The sequence below is a fragment of the Caballeronia sp. SBC1 genome, assembly GCF_011493005.1.
Classification (GTDB): domain Bacteria; phylum Pseudomonadota; class Gammaproteobacteria; order Burkholderiales; family Burkholderiaceae; genus Caballeronia.
In genome coordinates, this window is record NZ_CP049157.1 from 1,285,952 (window position 1) to 1,301,384 (window position 15,433).

Annotated in this window: 11 protein-coding genes and 1 pseudogene; 7 read left to right on the forward strand and 5 right to left on the reverse strand. The window is 57.5% G+C overall.

Translation table 11 applies throughout. The features are described from left to right. Position 1 precedes the first annotated feature (1 nt). Complete coding sequence (locus tag SBC1_RS23795; protein ID WP_165095004.1) at positions 2-1,495, reverse strand: DNA polymerase Y family protein; 1,494 nt, start codon at positions 1,493-1,495, stop codon at positions 2-4. Beyond that, positions 1,419-2,132, reverse strand: coding sequence for a translesion DNA synthesis-associated protein ImuA (gene imuA / locus SBC1_RS23800; protein WP_165095001.1), 714 nt, complete (start codon positions 2,130-2,132; stop codon positions 1,419-1,421). The genes SBC1_RS23795 and imuA overlap by 77 nt, the downstream gene beginning before the upstream one ends. 150 nt (positions 2,133-2,282) lie before the next feature. On the opposite strand from imuA, the gene SBC1_RS23805 reads away from it, so the two are divergent. Next, on the forward strand, positions 2,283-3,200 hold the full coding sequence (locus SBC1_RS23805) for a DUF72 domain-containing protein (protein ID WP_165094997.1): 918 nt from the start codon (positions 2,283-2,285) through the stop codon (positions 3,198-3,200). Between the two features lie 43 nt (positions 3,201-3,243). Here SBC1_RS23805 and SBC1_RS23810 read toward each other — a convergent pair whose 3' ends face one another. Beyond that, on the reverse strand, positions 3,244-4,152 hold the full coding sequence (locus tag SBC1_RS23810) for a LysR substrate-binding domain-containing protein (protein WP_165094994.1): 909 nt from the start codon (positions 4,150-4,152) through the stop codon (positions 3,244-3,246). A gap of 563 nt (positions 4,153-4,715) precedes the next feature. Between SBC1_RS23810 and SBC1_RS23815 the strand changes: the two genes are divergently transcribed. Together SBC1_RS23815 and argH are read left to right on the forward strand one after the other, a co-directional pair. Next, complete coding sequence (locus tag SBC1_RS23815) at positions 4,716-6,131, forward strand: YfcC family protein (protein ID WP_241202211.1); 1,416 nt, start codon at positions 4,716-4,718, stop codon at positions 6,129-6,131. A 230-nt stretch (positions 6,132-6,361) separates the two neighbouring features. Continuing rightward, a complete protein-coding gene (gene argH / locus SBC1_RS23820) occupies positions 6,362-7,870 on the forward strand; it encodes an argininosuccinate lyase (protein ID WP_165989064.1) in 1,509 nt (502 codons plus the stop codon). 136 nt (positions 7,871-8,006) lie between these two features. Here the strand turns inward: argH and SBC1_RS23825 are convergent. Further along, positions 8,007-8,597 (reverse strand): annotated as a pseudogene (locus SBC1_RS23825) (zinc-binding dehydrogenase); the annotation flags it as partial. 418 nt (positions 8,598-9,015) lie between these two features. Between SBC1_RS23825 and SBC1_RS23830 the strand changes: the two are divergent. The 3 genes from SBC1_RS23830 to SBC1_RS23840 all read left to right on the forward strand — a co-directional run bounded on the left by SBC1_RS23830 (position 9,016) and on the right by SBC1_RS23840 (position 11,776). Next, positions 9,016-9,369, forward strand: coding sequence for a DUF4148 domain-containing protein (locus tag SBC1_RS23830; protein ID WP_165094982.1), 354 nt, complete (start codon positions 9,016-9,018; stop codon positions 9,367-9,369). Positions 9,370-9,689: 320 nt separating this feature from the next. Next, positions 9,690-10,367, forward strand: a complete 678-nt coding sequence (locus tag SBC1_RS23835) for a heavy metal response regulator transcription factor (RefSeq protein WP_165094979.1) — start codon at positions 9,690-9,692, stop codon at positions 10,365-10,367. Beyond that, positions 10,367-11,776, forward strand: a complete 1,410-nt coding sequence (locus tag SBC1_RS23840; RefSeq protein ID WP_165094976.1) for a heavy metal sensor histidine kinase — start codon at positions 10,367-10,369, stop codon at positions 11,774-11,776. Before SBC1_RS23835 ends, SBC1_RS23840 begins: the two co-directional genes overlap by 1 nt. A gap of 77 nt (positions 11,777-11,853) precedes the next feature. Here the strand turns inward: SBC1_RS23840 and SBC1_RS23845 are convergent, their stop codons facing one another. Then, the gene (locus tag SBC1_RS23845; RefSeq protein WP_165094973.1) at positions 11,854-12,771 is read right to left on the reverse strand and encodes a LysR family transcriptional regulator; all 918 of its coding nucleotides are present in this window, start codon (positions 12,769-12,771) and stop codon (positions 11,854-11,856) included. 104 nt (positions 12,772-12,875) lie between these two features. Between SBC1_RS23845 and metE the strand changes: the two genes are divergently transcribed. Further along, complete coding sequence (gene metE, locus SBC1_RS23850) at positions 12,876-15,155, forward strand: 5-methyltetrahydropteroyltriglutamate--homocysteine S-methyltransferase (protein WP_165094970.1); 2,280 nt, start codon at positions 12,876-12,878, stop codon at positions 15,153-15,155. The last annotated feature ends 278 nt before the right edge of the window (positions 15,156-15,433 follow it).

Here is a 15,433-nt window from a genome sequence, read left to right on the forward strand (position 1 = left end):
ATCATCCAAACAGACCGTGGAGAAACCAGCGCGGATCTTCGGCCTCCGCACTACCGGGCCGCTCGCGATAAATCCAGTAGCAACTTTGATCGCTGGCTTGTGCGACGAAATAATCGCGGCTTGTCAGACCGCCATCGAACCATCCCGCCTCAATGCGCTCAGCCGGCGACACCAGTTTCAGCGACGACCCATAGAACGGCCGATGGTTTTTCATCATCAGTTGCAACGGCGTTTCAAGCAGCCACGCCGGACGCGGCAGATCGGACGGCACGGCTTCAAGCTTTTGCGGATGGGTGGTGTCGGTGACGGAGATCCATCGGTTCGCCTGCTCAGGCCGGTAATCCGATGAAGGCGCCGCACGCAGCACGTTCTCGGCGCCCAGCCGCGCAACCAGCAATTCAAGCAAGCGGTTGTGGTCTTCAGGTGAACCGCCGGGTTCGGGAAAAAGCGTTTCGGTAGGCGGTTCGGCAGGCTGTATTTTTGCGGCGCTCAGGCGCATGGCGATCACCGGGGCCACGAGTTCCGTGCGGCCAAGCCGCTCCTTGAACAAGCGCAGCAAATGTTCTTCGTGCCAGGTGGGTTCGGCGAGGGCGATCTGGATAACGGTGGGGTCGATGGCATCGCGGCCGCGCTCGTGTTCCAGCGTGAGCGTGGCGTGCGTGAGCGCCAGTTGCTGCGTGCTCAGCCAGCCGCACAGTTGCACGATCAGCCGGCGCGCGGAAAACAACATGGCTTCCGCATGCTCGATGCGATCGGGCAACTCGATGCGCGCGCTGAAAGCGGGCGGCACGGCCAGCCATTCATAGAGCTCGGGCGCGAGCCCATAAGCGCGATCAAGCGAATCCAGCAGTGCGACGCCGCAGCGTTTTTTAAGCCCCGCGCGCGGCAGGCGGCGAATGTCGTTCAGCGTCTTGCAACCTAGCCCGTTGAACCAGTCGGTGAAAGCCCGCACTTCCGGCGCGGTCTGAAACGGCAGCGTCCCGAGCTTGCGTTCGAGCGACGCCATTTTCAACACGCGCCGCTTGCCGAGGTGAGCGCTTCGGATGCTTTTGGCCAGCAGCCATGCGCCCTGGCCGGTCGGCGCCGTACTTAAACGCGCCGTCACGCCAATCGCATCAATAATGTCCCGCATCTGATGGCACAGCCGCACGATGCCGCCGAAGAGCCGCAAGCTCGCCGTGACGTCGATAACAATGGTTTCCTCATCGCAGAGCGCGACCATGGGTGAGAATTTCATCAGCGAAAAAGCTACCTCGCGCATCAAGTCGTTTTCTCGGCTCAGCTCGCGCTCGAACATGAGGGTGTCGGGCGAGAGTGTGAGGACGCCACCGCGTTTCATGCCTACGCACACGCCGGCCTCGCGAGCGCCCGGGTCTGCGATAAAAACCGTGTCGCGGTCGAGGACGACGCAGCCGTGTTCAGACCGGCGCGACCAGCGTGGACGGAACACTTCCAGCGACAACCGGGGTAGATGTATGCCGACGTACACGGGCATGGGGACTCAGCAGGACGGGAGAGGGTTGCAGGGTGATGGACAGTCTTTCGGCACGGATCGGGCCTTTGCGCTTGATGATGTCGACAGCAATACCGTCGCCGGCGGGCCGCACGCAGAGCCTCAACGTGGCCGGTGACGAGTCCGCCGCGCTCGCGAGCGGACGCACCATCAGGAACAGCGTTTCAGAGGATTGCGCGGCCATGTGCAGGCGCCGCAGAGATTCCGTGCGCGCGTATTGCTGCCAGAAGACGAGCGCGCCGCAACTGCCGGTCTTGAGAATTTGCTCGGCTGACCACAATGCGTCAGCCAGTTTCGATGCACGCACCTGAAGCAGCTTGTCGAGCGGCATACCCAGATACGCAAAAGCGAGAGAATTTGGACTATGAGGCGGTTGCACAAAGGCGATAGGGCGACGGCTCACCGCGGCAAGCGCCGGGCGTAACAGCCTGACTTCGCCCACGCCCGGCTGCTGCACCAGCAACTCGATCAGCGTTCCCAGGGGCCAGCCGCCGCCCGGCAGTTCGGCCGACAGCACGGCATAGCCCGTGTCGACCGTTTGCCCATGCGAGCGCGCGAGCTGCGACCCGCGCCACAAGGCGGGGTGGATGTCTTCGACGTTATTGAGCAGGGCAGACATGGTAAATTTCACTGTATGGATGTACAGTACTTTACCTTGAATTTGATCGCGCCTGAACTGCCCCTTTTAAAACGCGGGGAGATAGGTGGAGATAAGCGGGGAGAAAAATATGTCGAATGAATGGTTCGGAAACGGTAGGGAGAATGCGCGGTGACCATCCTGGTTGGCACGGCTTCGTGGACAGACCCCACGCTCATCAAGTGCAAGCGTTTTTATCCGCCCGGGTGTTCGAGCGCGGAGGCGCGGTTGCGGTATTACGCGTCCGTGTTCCCTTTGGTGGAGGTCGATTCCAGCTATTACGCCATGCCTAACGCCGCAAATTCGGTGTTGTGGGCTGATCGGACACCGCCTGGGTTTGTGTTCAACATCAAGGCGTTCCGATTGTTCACGGGACATCAGACCGCACGGGACATGTTTCCGCCGGACATGCAGCCGCACTTGCCGCAGAACGGCAAGACGAGCCTGTATTACAAGGATTTGCCCGGCGAGTTGCAGCAGGAATTATGGTGCCGCTACTTCGAAGCCGTTGAGCCGCTTCGTGCCGCGGCCAAACTCGGCGCGGTGCATTTCCAGTTCGCGCCGTGGGTGATCTGCAATCCCCACGGCATCCGGCATGTCGAACACTGCGCGGACGTCATGAGCGCAATGGACGGCTACACCATGGCGGTCGAGTTTCGCAACCAGACCTGGTTCGACGAAAAGCGCCGCGATTCCACGTTGGCCATGGAACGTGAGCGCGGGCTGGTGAATGTGGTGGTGGATGAGCCGCAGGGGTCGAGTAACAGCATCCCCGCCGTTTGGGAAACAACGCATCCGCAGCTGGCGTTGATTCGTATGCATGGACGCAATCAGGACACGTGGAATATCAAAGGCGCGGTTGCATCGTCGTCGAGATTCAACTACGAGTACAACGACGATGAACTCGATTCGCTAGCTAGCCAGATTATTAAAATTTCAAAAGCGGTTGAGCTGACGCATGTGGTTTTTAATACCAACTACGAGGACCAGGGGCAGAGGAATGCGCTGAAGCTGATGGGCATTCTTGGGACGAACGCGATCCCGCTATAATCTGTATTCCTGACTACTTTTCGCACCAAGTTGTACTCCAACGTCATGGCCACACGACACTCGGGCCGAGTTGCGCTAAAGCGAACTCGCGTACGTGCGATACGAAGGATTTCGATAACAGCGGAGCAGGCCGTTGAGCAGGCGTAAGCACGGCAAAGTCAGTGACGAGCGCCGGCTCAAAGCGTTTAAAGACCACGCCAGTACCGCGGTAGCCCCAAGCACTGATTGCATCTACGATGGCGACCCCTGCACCCCCTTCCACAAAAGAACAAATCACGTGTCCAACCTGACTTTCCATCTGAACGTTGACTTCGACGCCATGCGCCGCAAACAATGCGTCAATTTGCAAACGTGAGGTCACGCTGCGTGGATGCGCCACGAAACGCTCTCCAGAAAGATCAGTTGCCGTGACCGTTTCTAGTGCGCATAGCCGGTGTCCTGCGGGTAGTGCGCAGACCATACGCGTAGACATCAGGCGCTCGCCATGCGCGCTGGTGTGGTTCATCGAAAGCACTGCGAAACCGACGTCGCAGCGCTGTCCCATCACCATGTCCACCACGGTCCGGGACGAATGAGCCGCGAGAGACACATGGGAGTCCGGCTTGGACTTTAAATAGTCCGCAATGGCATGCGGTAGCAAAGACAGCGCAATTGATGGCGCTGCTGCTACCTGCAGCGTACCTCGACGAAGGTTTCGTATATCGTCGGCCGCGCGAGAGATTCGGTCAACACCTGCCAGCGATCGCTGCACTTCTTCAAAAAGCGCTTGTCCCTCCACTGTGGGATGCAGGCGCCCTTTAACACGATCAAACAGTTGGAACCCAACCGAACGTTCGAGATCGGACAGGAGCCGTGTGGTCGCTGGCTGCGAGATATGGAGCATCTCGCTTGCGAGCGTAACCGTCTGATAGAGCATCACAGCCCTGAAAGCTTCTAGCTGACGAATCTTCATATCTGAACCTATAACACAATGCTATCGACCGTGAAACAGAAAGTATTGTACAGCGCACTTTCGATTTAATAATCTACAGTTAATCCAATGCTATCAAGGTGTTGGGGCGAGGGGCACAGCTATAGTATTTCATGTCGTGATCTTGGGGTTTACCCAAAATGCCCCGCGCTGAAAGCGTTATTTGGACAGGGTGGGAGGAGGCGGGCGCTTGTTCGTGCATGGCTACATTGCTCGTCAGTCGCAACGTTTCAGCTCTTCATCTGTTCAGTATTGCGTCGCTGGGAGACAAGCGACTTTCAAGTAAAAGGGCTTCATTCAAACGGCGGTGTATGTATGCTTAAGAACATGGCGTGTCCATATCGGATACCTAATGATTGTTTCATCAAATCCAGCAAAGACCTGACAAGCCCGCGCACTCATGCGCGTCCGAAAAAATCTGGCTGGTCTGTACCTCTACGTTCTGTCCTCGACGCGCTCATCAAGCCGCACCCGGAAATCTCCACGCGAACAGCCAACACAAGTGCATTTGGCGAACTGTGTTCACTTCACAACGTGGAGACACAATGAGTACGACCGACATGACGAACACGACGGATACGCCCGGATCGAAGTCGCACGGTCGGTTGCACCCGGTGTTGATCGCATTAACCGTGATGCTGGCTGCCGCCTTGCTGACCCACTTCATCCCAGCTGGGAAATTTCAACGTGATGGAAGGCACGTGATTCCCGGTACATATCAGGTAATAGCGAAGGAGAATGGCCTGCCGGCGCTGCTGTCGCCGAGTGTTCCGAAGGCGAACGAATCTCCTGCCCATGCCGCTGGCGTGGTCAGCCTGTTCGCGGCAATTCCGTCAGGCTTTGTTGCGCAGGCGCCCTTGATTTTCATGTTGATGTTCGCAGGCGGCACGTTTGGCGTGTTGCGTGCGACAGGCGCAATCGACGCTGCGATAGATGACCTACTGCATGTTTCTTCCGGGAATGCGTACGTTCTGGTGACTGGAGCCCTCCTGTTGATCGCATGCGGGGCGACCTTCATGGGGTTCAGTTCTGAATATGTGGCAATCATGCCCCTTGTCCTGTCGCTGACAAGGCGCCTTAAATGCCCGAACCTCGTTGCAGCAGCCATCGTAGTTCTAGGGGCCGACATCGGGTATATCGCTTCGGTCACCAATCCCAATGCGCTCGCCGTTGCACAACCGCTGGCTGGTGTGCCGATCTTCAGCGGAATCCTTCCACGACTGGCAATTTTCGTCGTCATGTTGGGACTGGGTTTGGGCTACGTCATGCTCTATCTGCATCGTCTTCCAAAGGCTGATTACGTTCCTGGTGCAAAGCGGCTTACGGCGCATCAGATCAGGGTGCTAATAGCGCTCGTGCTTGGCGGGGCCGCGTTGGTGGCGGGTACAAGCGTGTGGTCCTGGAGACACTCCGAACAAGCGGCTGCTTTCCTTGCCTTGAGCCTTCTCATTTCCCTGGCGGGCGGGATGCGCATGAACCAAGCGGCCGACGCTCTGCTTGATGGCATGAAAAATATGGTGCTTCCAATCACCATGATCGGCCTTGGGGGCGCCGTAGGCGTCATCCTGGAGTCGAGCCAGATTCAGGACAGCATTGTCCAGGGATTGGCTAGCCTCATACAGGGTCAACCTCACGCCGCAGTGACGGCTTGCTTGATGGTCGCAGAAATGATGTTTGGGATTCTTATTCACTCCGTCTCTGCAAAAGCAGCTGTCAGCATTCCAATTCTGGCTCCCATAGCCCATCTCTCGGGCGTCAGCGGGCAACTTACTGTAACGGCCTTGCTGCTCGGATCCGGCTTGATCAACATGATATCGCCGACCAATGGCCTGCTATTGGCTTTTCTCGCTGTCTCCAAAGTGGATTACATCGCGTGGCTCAGGTTCGTCGCACCACTGTTCATCGTTTTATGTGCTGTTGGCTTTACAGCGCTCTTCCTGATGACGTCTTTGGGCGGCTGAGATGAGACGGTCGTATTGAATCAAATGGCACCTTGGGTTTTTACGGAAGTTGGTAAATCCCTCTTGCTAATGAATGGAGGCTAACTGTCACGCACCTCAATCGCTCACCTTGAAATAGCCCACCGACCTCGAGCAAGGTCGCACCACTTCTTCACCTTCTCATGAATGCCGATGCTCGGCTGCGGCTTGCCGTCGATGAGAATAACGTCGAACATTATTGGATCTGGAATATGGAATCAAAGATTAGTCGTCGGCTTAAACAACCGCTTGCGAACGAAGTTATTCAATACATTTTTCTGCCGCGCTTGAACCGTGAATTCTTTGCGAATTTCGAGCTGCTGAACCAGATCAACCTAGCTCATTTGGTCATGCTCGCGGAACAAAGAATACTTGATAAGGATACCTCATTATGGATCGCGGAAGCATTGTTGAAGATGCAGCAGGATGGCCCGGACGCAGTCGAACTTGATCCTGCCCGAGAGGAAGCATACTTCAATTATGAAGCGCATCTTATGAAGCTGGTCGGGCACGATCTGGGCGGTAGATTGCATACGGCTCGCAGCCGCAACGACATGGGCGCGACAATAGATCGAATCCGTGCACGGACTTTCTGCCTGCGGCTCACCGCTGCATTAGCTGATGTTGCCGAAGCCGCCTTGGCGCGAGCTGAAGAATTCGCCGGCTACGTCATGCCTGGATATACCCATATGCAGGCGGCTCAGCCGATCACCTACGGATACTATTTGTCGGCGCTGGTGGATGCATGGTCGCGGGATATTGAGCGGCTGCTGCATGTACTCGATACCGCGGATGGCTCTCCGTTGGGCGCGTGCGCGTTAGCGGGAACCTCGTTCCCCATAGACCGTGTTTCTACAAGCCAGATGCTGGGATTCAGTTACCCGTTGGCGAACTCACTCGATAGCGTTGCGTCTCGAGACTTCGCGCTGGAACTGAGCGCTACGCTCTCGATCATGATGATCACTTGCAGCCGCATGGTCCAGGATTTCTACATCTGGTCGACCCCGGAATTTGGCTACCTCTCGTTTTCCGATAGCGTGGCGAGCACGTCAAGCATCATGCCGCAGAAAAAGAATCCGGTCGTACTCGAATATCTGCGAGGAAAGACCAGCCACTTGATCGGCCTGACTTCGGCTACCTTTACAACGGTCAAGTCAACGCACTTCAGCCACTCAGGGGACAGCAGCCGCGAGAGCACGCGAACTTGCTGGGAGGGTTGCGAAGAGGCACTGAAGGCGCTCGACCTGATGAAGTTGCTTGTACTGGAAGTTGAGCCGAATCGGGACCGCATGATGTCAAGAGCGGCCGAAGATTTTTCAACTGTGACAGACTTGGCGGATCTATTGGTTCGCAGGGCTGGCGCCTCGTTCCGAGACGCGCACCATATCATCGGCGGTATTGTTCGAGACATGCTCGATCAGCAGCTTTCCGCCGGACATATCACGTGCTCGATGATAAATGCGTCGGCAAGCCAGCAGCTCGGACGGGCCATTTCGCTCAAGGAGGATGAAGTGCGAGAGTGCATGGATCCGGTTCGAAACGTCGCTGCGCGACGGTCTTACGGAGGCCCGGCACCCACCTCGGTACTTGCAAGTATCGAAGTACAAAAAGCGAGGCTGTTGAAACAAAGGCAAGTACTTGAGACAACATCGAAACGTCTGAGCGACGCTGAGAACCTGTTGAAAACCCGCGTCGAGGCGCTAGTCTCCAATCGAGGCTGAGCGTTTGTCTGGCTGTGTCTTTCGGCAAGGCCAGACACCGAAGCGATCCGTGACGGCGACGAACCGACCTGGTTTTCGTTTCGTCGCCGTCAAGACGGATCACTGGGAAGCAATCGCAAATGTCCCCTCTCGCAGATCAGCCAAAATCCGCGATGACTTTCATCGCTTTCGACCGGTCGTTCGCGGTTTCGAAAGCCTTAAGCGAATCGCGGTAAGAGAAGATATCGGAGATCAGCGGCTTGGTATCGATTAGCCGCTTGTTCAGCAGTTCAACGGCTATGGCAAATTCCTCACGAAACCGGAATGCGCCGCGCAAGTTGAATTCCTTGGCCACGATCACATTCATCGGCAGCGGCACGTCGCCGCCAAGACCCACCTGAACGACGATGCCGCGCGGCCGGATCGAGTCGAATGCGCCACGCAATGTCGACGCATTGCCGCTGGCTTCAAACAGCCCGTCGAACGTACCCTTGCCTGCCGCGAAAGGCAGGAGTGCGTCGGGCGCATGCAAGATGTTGAACGTCTGGTCCGCACCGACCTCACGCGCGCTTTTTAAAGGCAACTCATTCGCATCGGTTGCCACAATATGCGCGGCACCGGCGCGTCGCGCTGCCGCGACAATCAATGCGCCAATCGGACCGCATCCTGTGACCAGCACACGCTTGCCGAGCAACGGACCGCCCCTGCGTACCGCGTGAAGCGCAACCGCTAGTGGCTCGGCCATGGCTCACGCTACTGCTCTCAATCAGGCCGCCGGCGCCCAAAGATGACAATTTTGTAATGCCGATGTCGGTGTTACGCAAAGCCTGAAGGCCGATACTGATTGCGAGTCACCGGGATAGCGACCGCAGCCGGATAGAAGTTGGCGGCCATGCTTACGTTTCATGTAAGCAAGATCCAAAGCCGCAAGCCCCGAAAAAAATATCTGGTCGATCGCGGAATAACAGCAGTACCGATGTGTTCGCCACTGCATGAACGCAGAAATTTAGATTTATCTAAGTAAGGATACCGAAACGAAGATGAGCCGCTTAGTTGAAATTTCCAAGCTCGTCATCGAACTCCGGCAGCTATAGCGTCATCCGTTTCTGGGCAAGCTTGCCCCCTAATCAACCACCTCAATCACATTCATTGAAGGAATAGCCATCATGAAAAAAGCTCTTATTTGCCTCGCTCTCGCCGCTGGCGCGCTGGCCGCTCCGGTTCTCAGCTTTGCACAGTCGAATGCTCCCGTGACGCGCGCTGAGGTCCGTGCGGATCTGGTGCGTGTTGAACGGGCTGGCTACAACCCGGCGCGCGGTAACGACAACAACTACCCGGCCGACATCCAGGCTGCTGAAGCGAAGATCTCGGCCCAGAGCAGTCAGCAACAGGCAACGCAAGCCTACGGCGGCGTGGCGGAGAACGGCACTTCGTCGTCGGGCGCCCCCCCGATGCGTACGGCTATGCGCTCGACCTGCGTCGGTCCGGTCAGCTTCTGCAACATCTACGCCGGTCGATAAGTGGCGCAGTTCAAGGCCTGCGCTGTCTCTGTCATTTCCATTGACTTGCACAGGACCTGATTTCGTCGCGCAGCCTGTCGCGCAACTCGCTCTCTCCTGACGAGAGCAGTGTTACCTCTCAATTTTGTAATCAAATACTGGGGGTCTCGTCATGTTCGCTGCTGCAACATGGAGCCTGGCTTCACTCGATTCGGGTCCAAAATGAAAAACCCTCTCATGCGCGTTCAGCGAAACAGCACAATGTTTAATCGCGGGTCAGAGTCAAACGGGGTGGCGTACTATTCTGTCAGGTAAATAAAACGTTGCAGCGAGGCGTCAACATGCGGGTTCTGGTCATTGAGGATGAGCAAAAGGCGCTCGCCTACATCAAGAAGGGTTTGGAAGAGGCCGGCTTTCTTGTCGACGTGGCGGCTGACGGCGCGGAAGGACTGATCCTGGCAAGAGAGGATACGTATGACGTCATCGTGCTGGACGTGATGTTGCCGACCATGGACGGCTGGAGTGTCCTGAAGAATCTTCGAACCTTGAAGACGACCCCTGTCCTGTTTCTGACCGCCCGTGATGACGTAAGCGATCGCGTGCATGGACTCGAACTGGGCGCAGATGATTATCTGGTCAAGCCGTTTGCGTTTGTCGAGCTGCTCGCGCGGGTCCGTACATTGGCGCGCAGAGGACCGCCACGGGAGCACGATTTGCTCTCGCTTGGGGATCTGGAAATCGATGTGACGCGCCGCAAGGTCCGCCGCGCAGGCAAGCGGATCGAGTTGACCCCCCGCGAGTTTGCTCTGCTGCAACTGCTCGCGCGCAAGCAGGGCGAGGTGATGAGCCGCACCCAGATTGCATCCTATGTCTGGGACATGAATTTCGACAGCGATACCAATGTGGTCGAGGTCGCGATTCGCCGGCTGCGCGCAAAAATAGACGATGACTTCGAAGTCAAACTCATCAAGACAGTACGTGGCGTGGGCTACGTGATAGACACCAAAGAGGACGACTGATGCGCTCGCGGTCGTTGACGGCGACATTGGCACTGGCCTTCGCGGGAACCACATTGGCGGTGTTCGCCCTGGTCGGAAGCTACGTGTATGTAGCGCTGGCGCATGAGGTCAGTACGCAGGACGACCAGGACATCGTGCTGGCGGCGCGGCATATGCGCCGCCTGACGCAGGAGTTGGCCAACGTGAGCGATCTGGCGCAGCATCGGGAGCGGTTGGAAAGTCAGGTGCTGGGCAACGGGGCATTGTCGGCGGAAGTGGTCGATTCGTCCGGTCGTGTTCTCCTGCAACATAACTTGTCCAACGCTGCGCTCGGCATTGCCTGGCCTGCGGCCCCGCTTGATGCCTCTGAGCAAATCACCGCGGCATCAATCGCAGCCTTGACCGCCCGCGACGGCACGCCGTTCCGGCAAGTTGCCACCGAGGCGCAACTGACCGATGGTGCGAGCGTGAAGATCGTCGTAATGCGCAATGTGGCCGATCGATGGCTGCTTCTGAAGAGGTATCGCGATCGGCTTTTCCTGGCAAGCGTCGCAGGCGCGTTGCTGGCGTTTTTGATGAGCTACTTGCTGGTTCGCGAGTCACTCAAGCCCCTGCGTGACATCGCCCGTAGCGCCGCAGACTTTACGATCGAAAATCTCAGTGCCCGCATTGCGGTGCGCAAAGTGCCGCAAGAACTCGAGACGCTGATTGCTTCGCTCAACGGAATGTTTTCTGGGTTCGAGCATGGTTTCAACCGGCTCTCCCGATTTACGGCAGACCTCGCCCATGACATGCGCACGCCCTTGGCCAACTTGCGCGGCTCGACCGAGGTTGCGCTCGCACGGCCACGTTCCGGCGAGGAATATCAGGCACTGTTGGCATCGAATCTTGAAGAGTGCGATCGCCTTTCAAGGATGATCGAAAATGTCCTGTTTCTCGCGCGCGCCGAACATCCTCATTTTTCGCGGCACTTGATCGAGTTTGATGTCGACGAAGAGCTCCTCAAGATAGCCGACTATTTCGAGGGAATAGCGGAAGACGCCGGCATTCGAATTCGCGTGACGGGACATGCACAATTGAAGGCGGATATCGAACTTTTCCGCCGTGCGGTCAGCAATCTGCTCGCGAATGCGGTGCGCTTTACGCCGCGTAACGCCGAGATCATGTTGTCCGTTGCAGAACGCGACGGCGCAGTGCGCGTTGAAGTGGCGAACGAAGGTGTTCCATTGGATGCGAACCTGGTAGAACGTGTTTTCGACAGGTTTTATCGCGCGGATCCATCGAGGACCAGCGGTGCGTCGGCGAGCGGATCGACCGGGCTGGGACTGGCGATAGTGCGGACGATCATGGAGCTGCACGGCGGCACGGTGCATGCGGAAAGTGAGCCGCAAGGAACCCGATTCGTCCTGACTTTTCCGCTGGTCAAATGAGATCCTGGCTTTGCCCGGAATAGCGGTGTTGCATTGGTGACGTGAGGAGAGAACGAGACACTAAGCGAATCATTGGGCTATTGCGATTGCTCTGTTTCCACCGCCGCATTCCAGTCGGACCCGCGCGCAAGCTCAACAAAGGCGCTCAGATAATCGATCGTTGTATCCGTTTCACGGACGCCCAGAAAGATCTGCTTGGCAATGCCTCGTTTGCCCAGCCGAACCGCACTCACCGCGACCTTATCCGCGTACTCTTCAACGAGCCAGCGAGGCAAGGCGGCAACGCCGCGTCCGCTAGCGACCATCTGCAACATGATGTCGGTGGTTTCTATGACCTTGTGCCGCTTCGGCATGACGTTCGCCGGCATGAGGAACTGGTTGTAGATATCCAGCCGATCGATCTCGACCGGATACGTGATCAGGACCTCTTCGGCGAGTTCACCGGGAAGGATGAAAGGCGCTTTTGCAAGCCGATGCTGCCGTCCCACCACCAGTACCTGCTCATAGTCGAACACCGGTTCAAAACGCAAGCCGGGTTTTCTCAATGGGTCCGGCGTAACCAGTATGTCGATGTCATAGCCGAACAACGCGCCAATGCCGCCAAACTGGAATTTCTGTTTAACATCGACATCCACGTCGGGCCAGCGGGCGAGGTAGGGCGACACCACCTTGAGCAGCCATTGATAGCAAGGGTGGCATTCCATGCCAATACGCAGCGTCCCACGCTGCCCCAGCGCGAATTGCCTCATGCGTTCTTCCGCATGTTCCATCTGCGGCAGCACGCGATTCGCCAACGCCAGCAAGTACTGCCCCGCCTGGGTCAGGCGCAGATTGCGCCCGTCGCGGCTCCACACGGCGGTCCCGAGCTGCTGCTCCATCTTCTTGACGGTATGGCTAAGCGCCGACTGCGTCAGGCACAGCACGTTCGCGGCCGCAGTCAGCGAGCCGTGACGGTCGACTTCCCGAATAATGGCCAGATGAGTTCTTTCGAGCATGCGACGTCCATGAAAGGAACTAATCGATCAATGAAAAAAGACCATTATATTTCATAGGCCACGCAACCTATGATCGAGCCGTTCATTTCAGGAGCGGCACATCAATGGTCACGACGCACAATCTGGGTTTCCCCCGCATCGGCGCAAAACGCGAACTGAAATTCGCGCAGGAAAGTTATTGGAAGGGCCAGTCGTCACGCGACGAACTGACCGGCTTGGGCGCTCAACTGCGCCAGCGGCATTGGGAAAACCAGGCCGGCCTCGACCATGTGCCCGTCGGCGATTTCTCGTTCTACGACCAGGTGCTCGACACGAGCTTCATGCTGGGCAACATCCCGGAACGCGTCCGCGGTTTTGACGGCGACCCGCTGGACAATTATTTCCGCGTCGCGCGTGGCCGCTCCGCGCATGATTCGGCTTGCAGTTGCGGTGTGCAAGCGGGTGAGATGACCAAGTGGTTCGATACGAACTATCACTACATCGTGCCTGAATTCAGCGCTTCGACTGAATTTGCACTCGATGCGTCGCGCGTGCTCGATCAGCTGGCACAGGCTCGCAAGCTCGGCGTGAAAGCCAAGCCGGTCATCATTGGCCCCGTGACGTATCTGTGGCTTGGTAAGGCCAAGGACGACTCTGACAAGCTCGCGTTGTTGCCGCGCTTGTTGCCGGTCTATGCAGCGTTGCTTGAACAACTGGCGGCGCAAGGTGTGGAGTGGGTGCAGATCGACGAGCCTGCGCTGGTCACGGAGCTCGACGCCACGTGGCAGCAAGCGTTCGTCACGGCCTATGAGGCGTTGAAGGGTTCGAAGGCCAAGCTGCTGCTGACCACTTACTTTGGACAGTTGCGGGACAACCTGAAAATCGCGTGCAAGTTGCAGGTTCAGGGTTTGCATATCGATGCGATCAACGCACGTGCCGAAGTTGAGCAAGTGCTCGCGCAGTTGCCTGCGGACAAGGTGCTGTCGCTTGGTGTCATCAATGGCCGGAACATCTGGAAGAGCGACCTGAGCGCCGTGTTGGAGTGGCTGGAACCCATTCACCAGACATTACAGAATCGCTTGTGGATTGCGCCGTCGTGCTCGTTGTTGCACGTGCCGGTTGATCTGGCCAGCGAGCAGAAGCTCGATAACGAAATTCAATCCTGGCTCGCTTTCGCATTTCAGAAGCTCGACGAATTGAAGGTGCTGGCATATGCGCTAAACGACGGACGTCAGTCGGTGCAAGCCGCGCTCGCTGACAATGAAGCTGCAATCCAGAGCCGCCGTTCGTCCCCGCGCGTTCACAACCCGGCGGTCAAGGCGGCGGTTGCGAAAATCGATGCAGCGCTTGGCCGTCGCTCAAGCGCTTACCTGCAACGTGCCACGAAGCAGTCGGCCTTGTTGAGGCTGCCGGCGTACCCTACAACGACTATCGGCTCGTTCCCGCAGACCGCCGAGATTCGTCAGGCTCGCAGCCAGTTCAAAACCGGCGAACTGGACGACGCCGGCTACAGGGCCGTCATGCACCGCGAGATCACGCGTAGCGTGCGTGAACAGGAAGCGTTGGGGCTGGACGTACTCGTACACGGCGAAGCCGAGCGCAACGACATGGTCGAGTACTTCGGTGAACAGCTCGACGGCTACGCGTTCAGCCAGTTTGGCTGGGTGCAGTCCTACGGTTCGCGCTGCGTGAAGCCGCCTATCCTCTTCGGCGATATCAGCCGCCCGAAGGCGATGACTGTGGAGTGGATCAAGTACGCTCAATCGCAGACCGCCAAGCCTATGAAAGGCATGCTGACCGGCCCGGTCACCATCCTGAACTGGTCGTTCGTTCGCGACGACCAGCCGCGTTCGGTGTCGTGCCATCAGTTGGCGCTGGCTATTCGCGAAGAAGTGCTGGATCTGGAAAAAGCCGGTGTGCGTGTGATTCAGATCGACGAGGCAGCGCTGCGTGAAGGGTTGCCGTTGCGCAATTCGCAGTGGAACGAATACCTGCAGTGGGCGGTTGAATCGTTCCGCATCACGGCGAACGGCGTGCAGGACGAAACGCAGATTCACACGCATATGTGCTATTCGGAGTTCAACGACATCATTGCGTCGATCGCTGACATGGACGCCGACGTGATCACGATCGAGACATCGCGTTCGGACATGGAGTTGCTGGATGCCTTCGACAACTTCAACTACCCGAACGAGATTGGACCGGGCGTGTACGACATTCACTCGCCGAATATCCCGAGCCAGGAGCACATTGTGCGTTTGATGCGCAAAGCGGCTGAGCGTATTCCGGCAGACCGGTTGTGGGTCAATCCGGATTGCGGCTTGAAGACGCGTGCGTGGGATGAGGTGATCCCCGCGCTCAAGAACATGGTCGCCGCGGCAAAGACGTTGCGCGCGAGCGTGTGATCTCAAGCGAGTTTTGATCGTGTCCAAGCGATAGCACCACGTAGAAACATGAACGTGAAAGACGGCCGCCTTCGGGCGGCCGTCTTGCGTGCTACGCCGACGGCCAGCTCGGCTCGCGACTGGTGCGAGCCTGCCCAATCTCTGATCGTTCAGCGCCACTATAGGGCGTTATAAAGCTGCAGGGCACGCTGCCAATTTTCCTTGCAAGCCTCTCGGAAGCTAATCGACAAAGACCTCCCTGCCACTGGCACAACTCTTGTGTATGAATTTAGGAGCTT

What these genes read in the sequence shown, in the direction of transcription:
- SBC1_RS23845 (WP_165094973.1), bottom strand. Translation starts at nt 12,771, where the DNA reads ATGCTCGAAAGAACTCATCTGGCCATTATTCGGGAAGTCGACCGTCAC.
- SBC1_RS23830 (WP_165094982.1), top strand. Translation starts at nt 9,016, where the DNA reads ATGAAAAAAGCTCTTATTTGCCTCGCTCTCGCCGCTGGCGCGCTGGCC.
- metE (WP_165094970.1), top strand. Translation starts at nt 12,876, where the DNA reads ATGGTCACGACGCACAATCTGGGTTTCCCCCGCATCGGCGCAAAACGC.
- SBC1_RS23795 (WP_165095004.1), bottom strand. Translation starts at nt 1,495, where the DNA reads ATGCCCGTGTACGTCGGCATACATCTACCCCGGTTGTCGCTGGAAGTG.
- SBC1_RS23840 (WP_165094976.1), top strand. Translation starts at nt 10,367, where the DNA reads ATGCGCTCGCGGTCGTTGACGGCGACATTGGCACTGGCCTTCGCGGGA.
- imuA (WP_165095001.1), bottom strand. Translation starts at nt 2,132, where the DNA reads ATGTCTGCCCTGCTCAATAACGTCGAAGACATCCACCCCGCCTTGTGG.
- argH (WP_165989064.1), top strand. Translation starts at nt 6,362, where the DNA reads ATGGAATCAAAGATTAGTCGTCGGCTTAAACAACCGCTTGCGAACGAA.
- SBC1_RS23815 (WP_241202211.1), top strand. Translation starts at nt 4,716, where the DNA reads ATGAGTACGACCGACATGACGAACACGACGGATACGCCCGGATCGAAG.
- SBC1_RS23810 (WP_165094994.1), bottom strand. Translation starts at nt 4,152, where the DNA reads ATGAAGATTCGTCAGCTAGAAGCTTTCAGGGCTGTGATGCTCTATCAG.
- SBC1_RS23835 (WP_165094979.1), top strand. Translation starts at nt 9,690, where the DNA reads ATGCGGGTTCTGGTCATTGAGGATGAGCAAAAGGCGCTCGCCTACATC.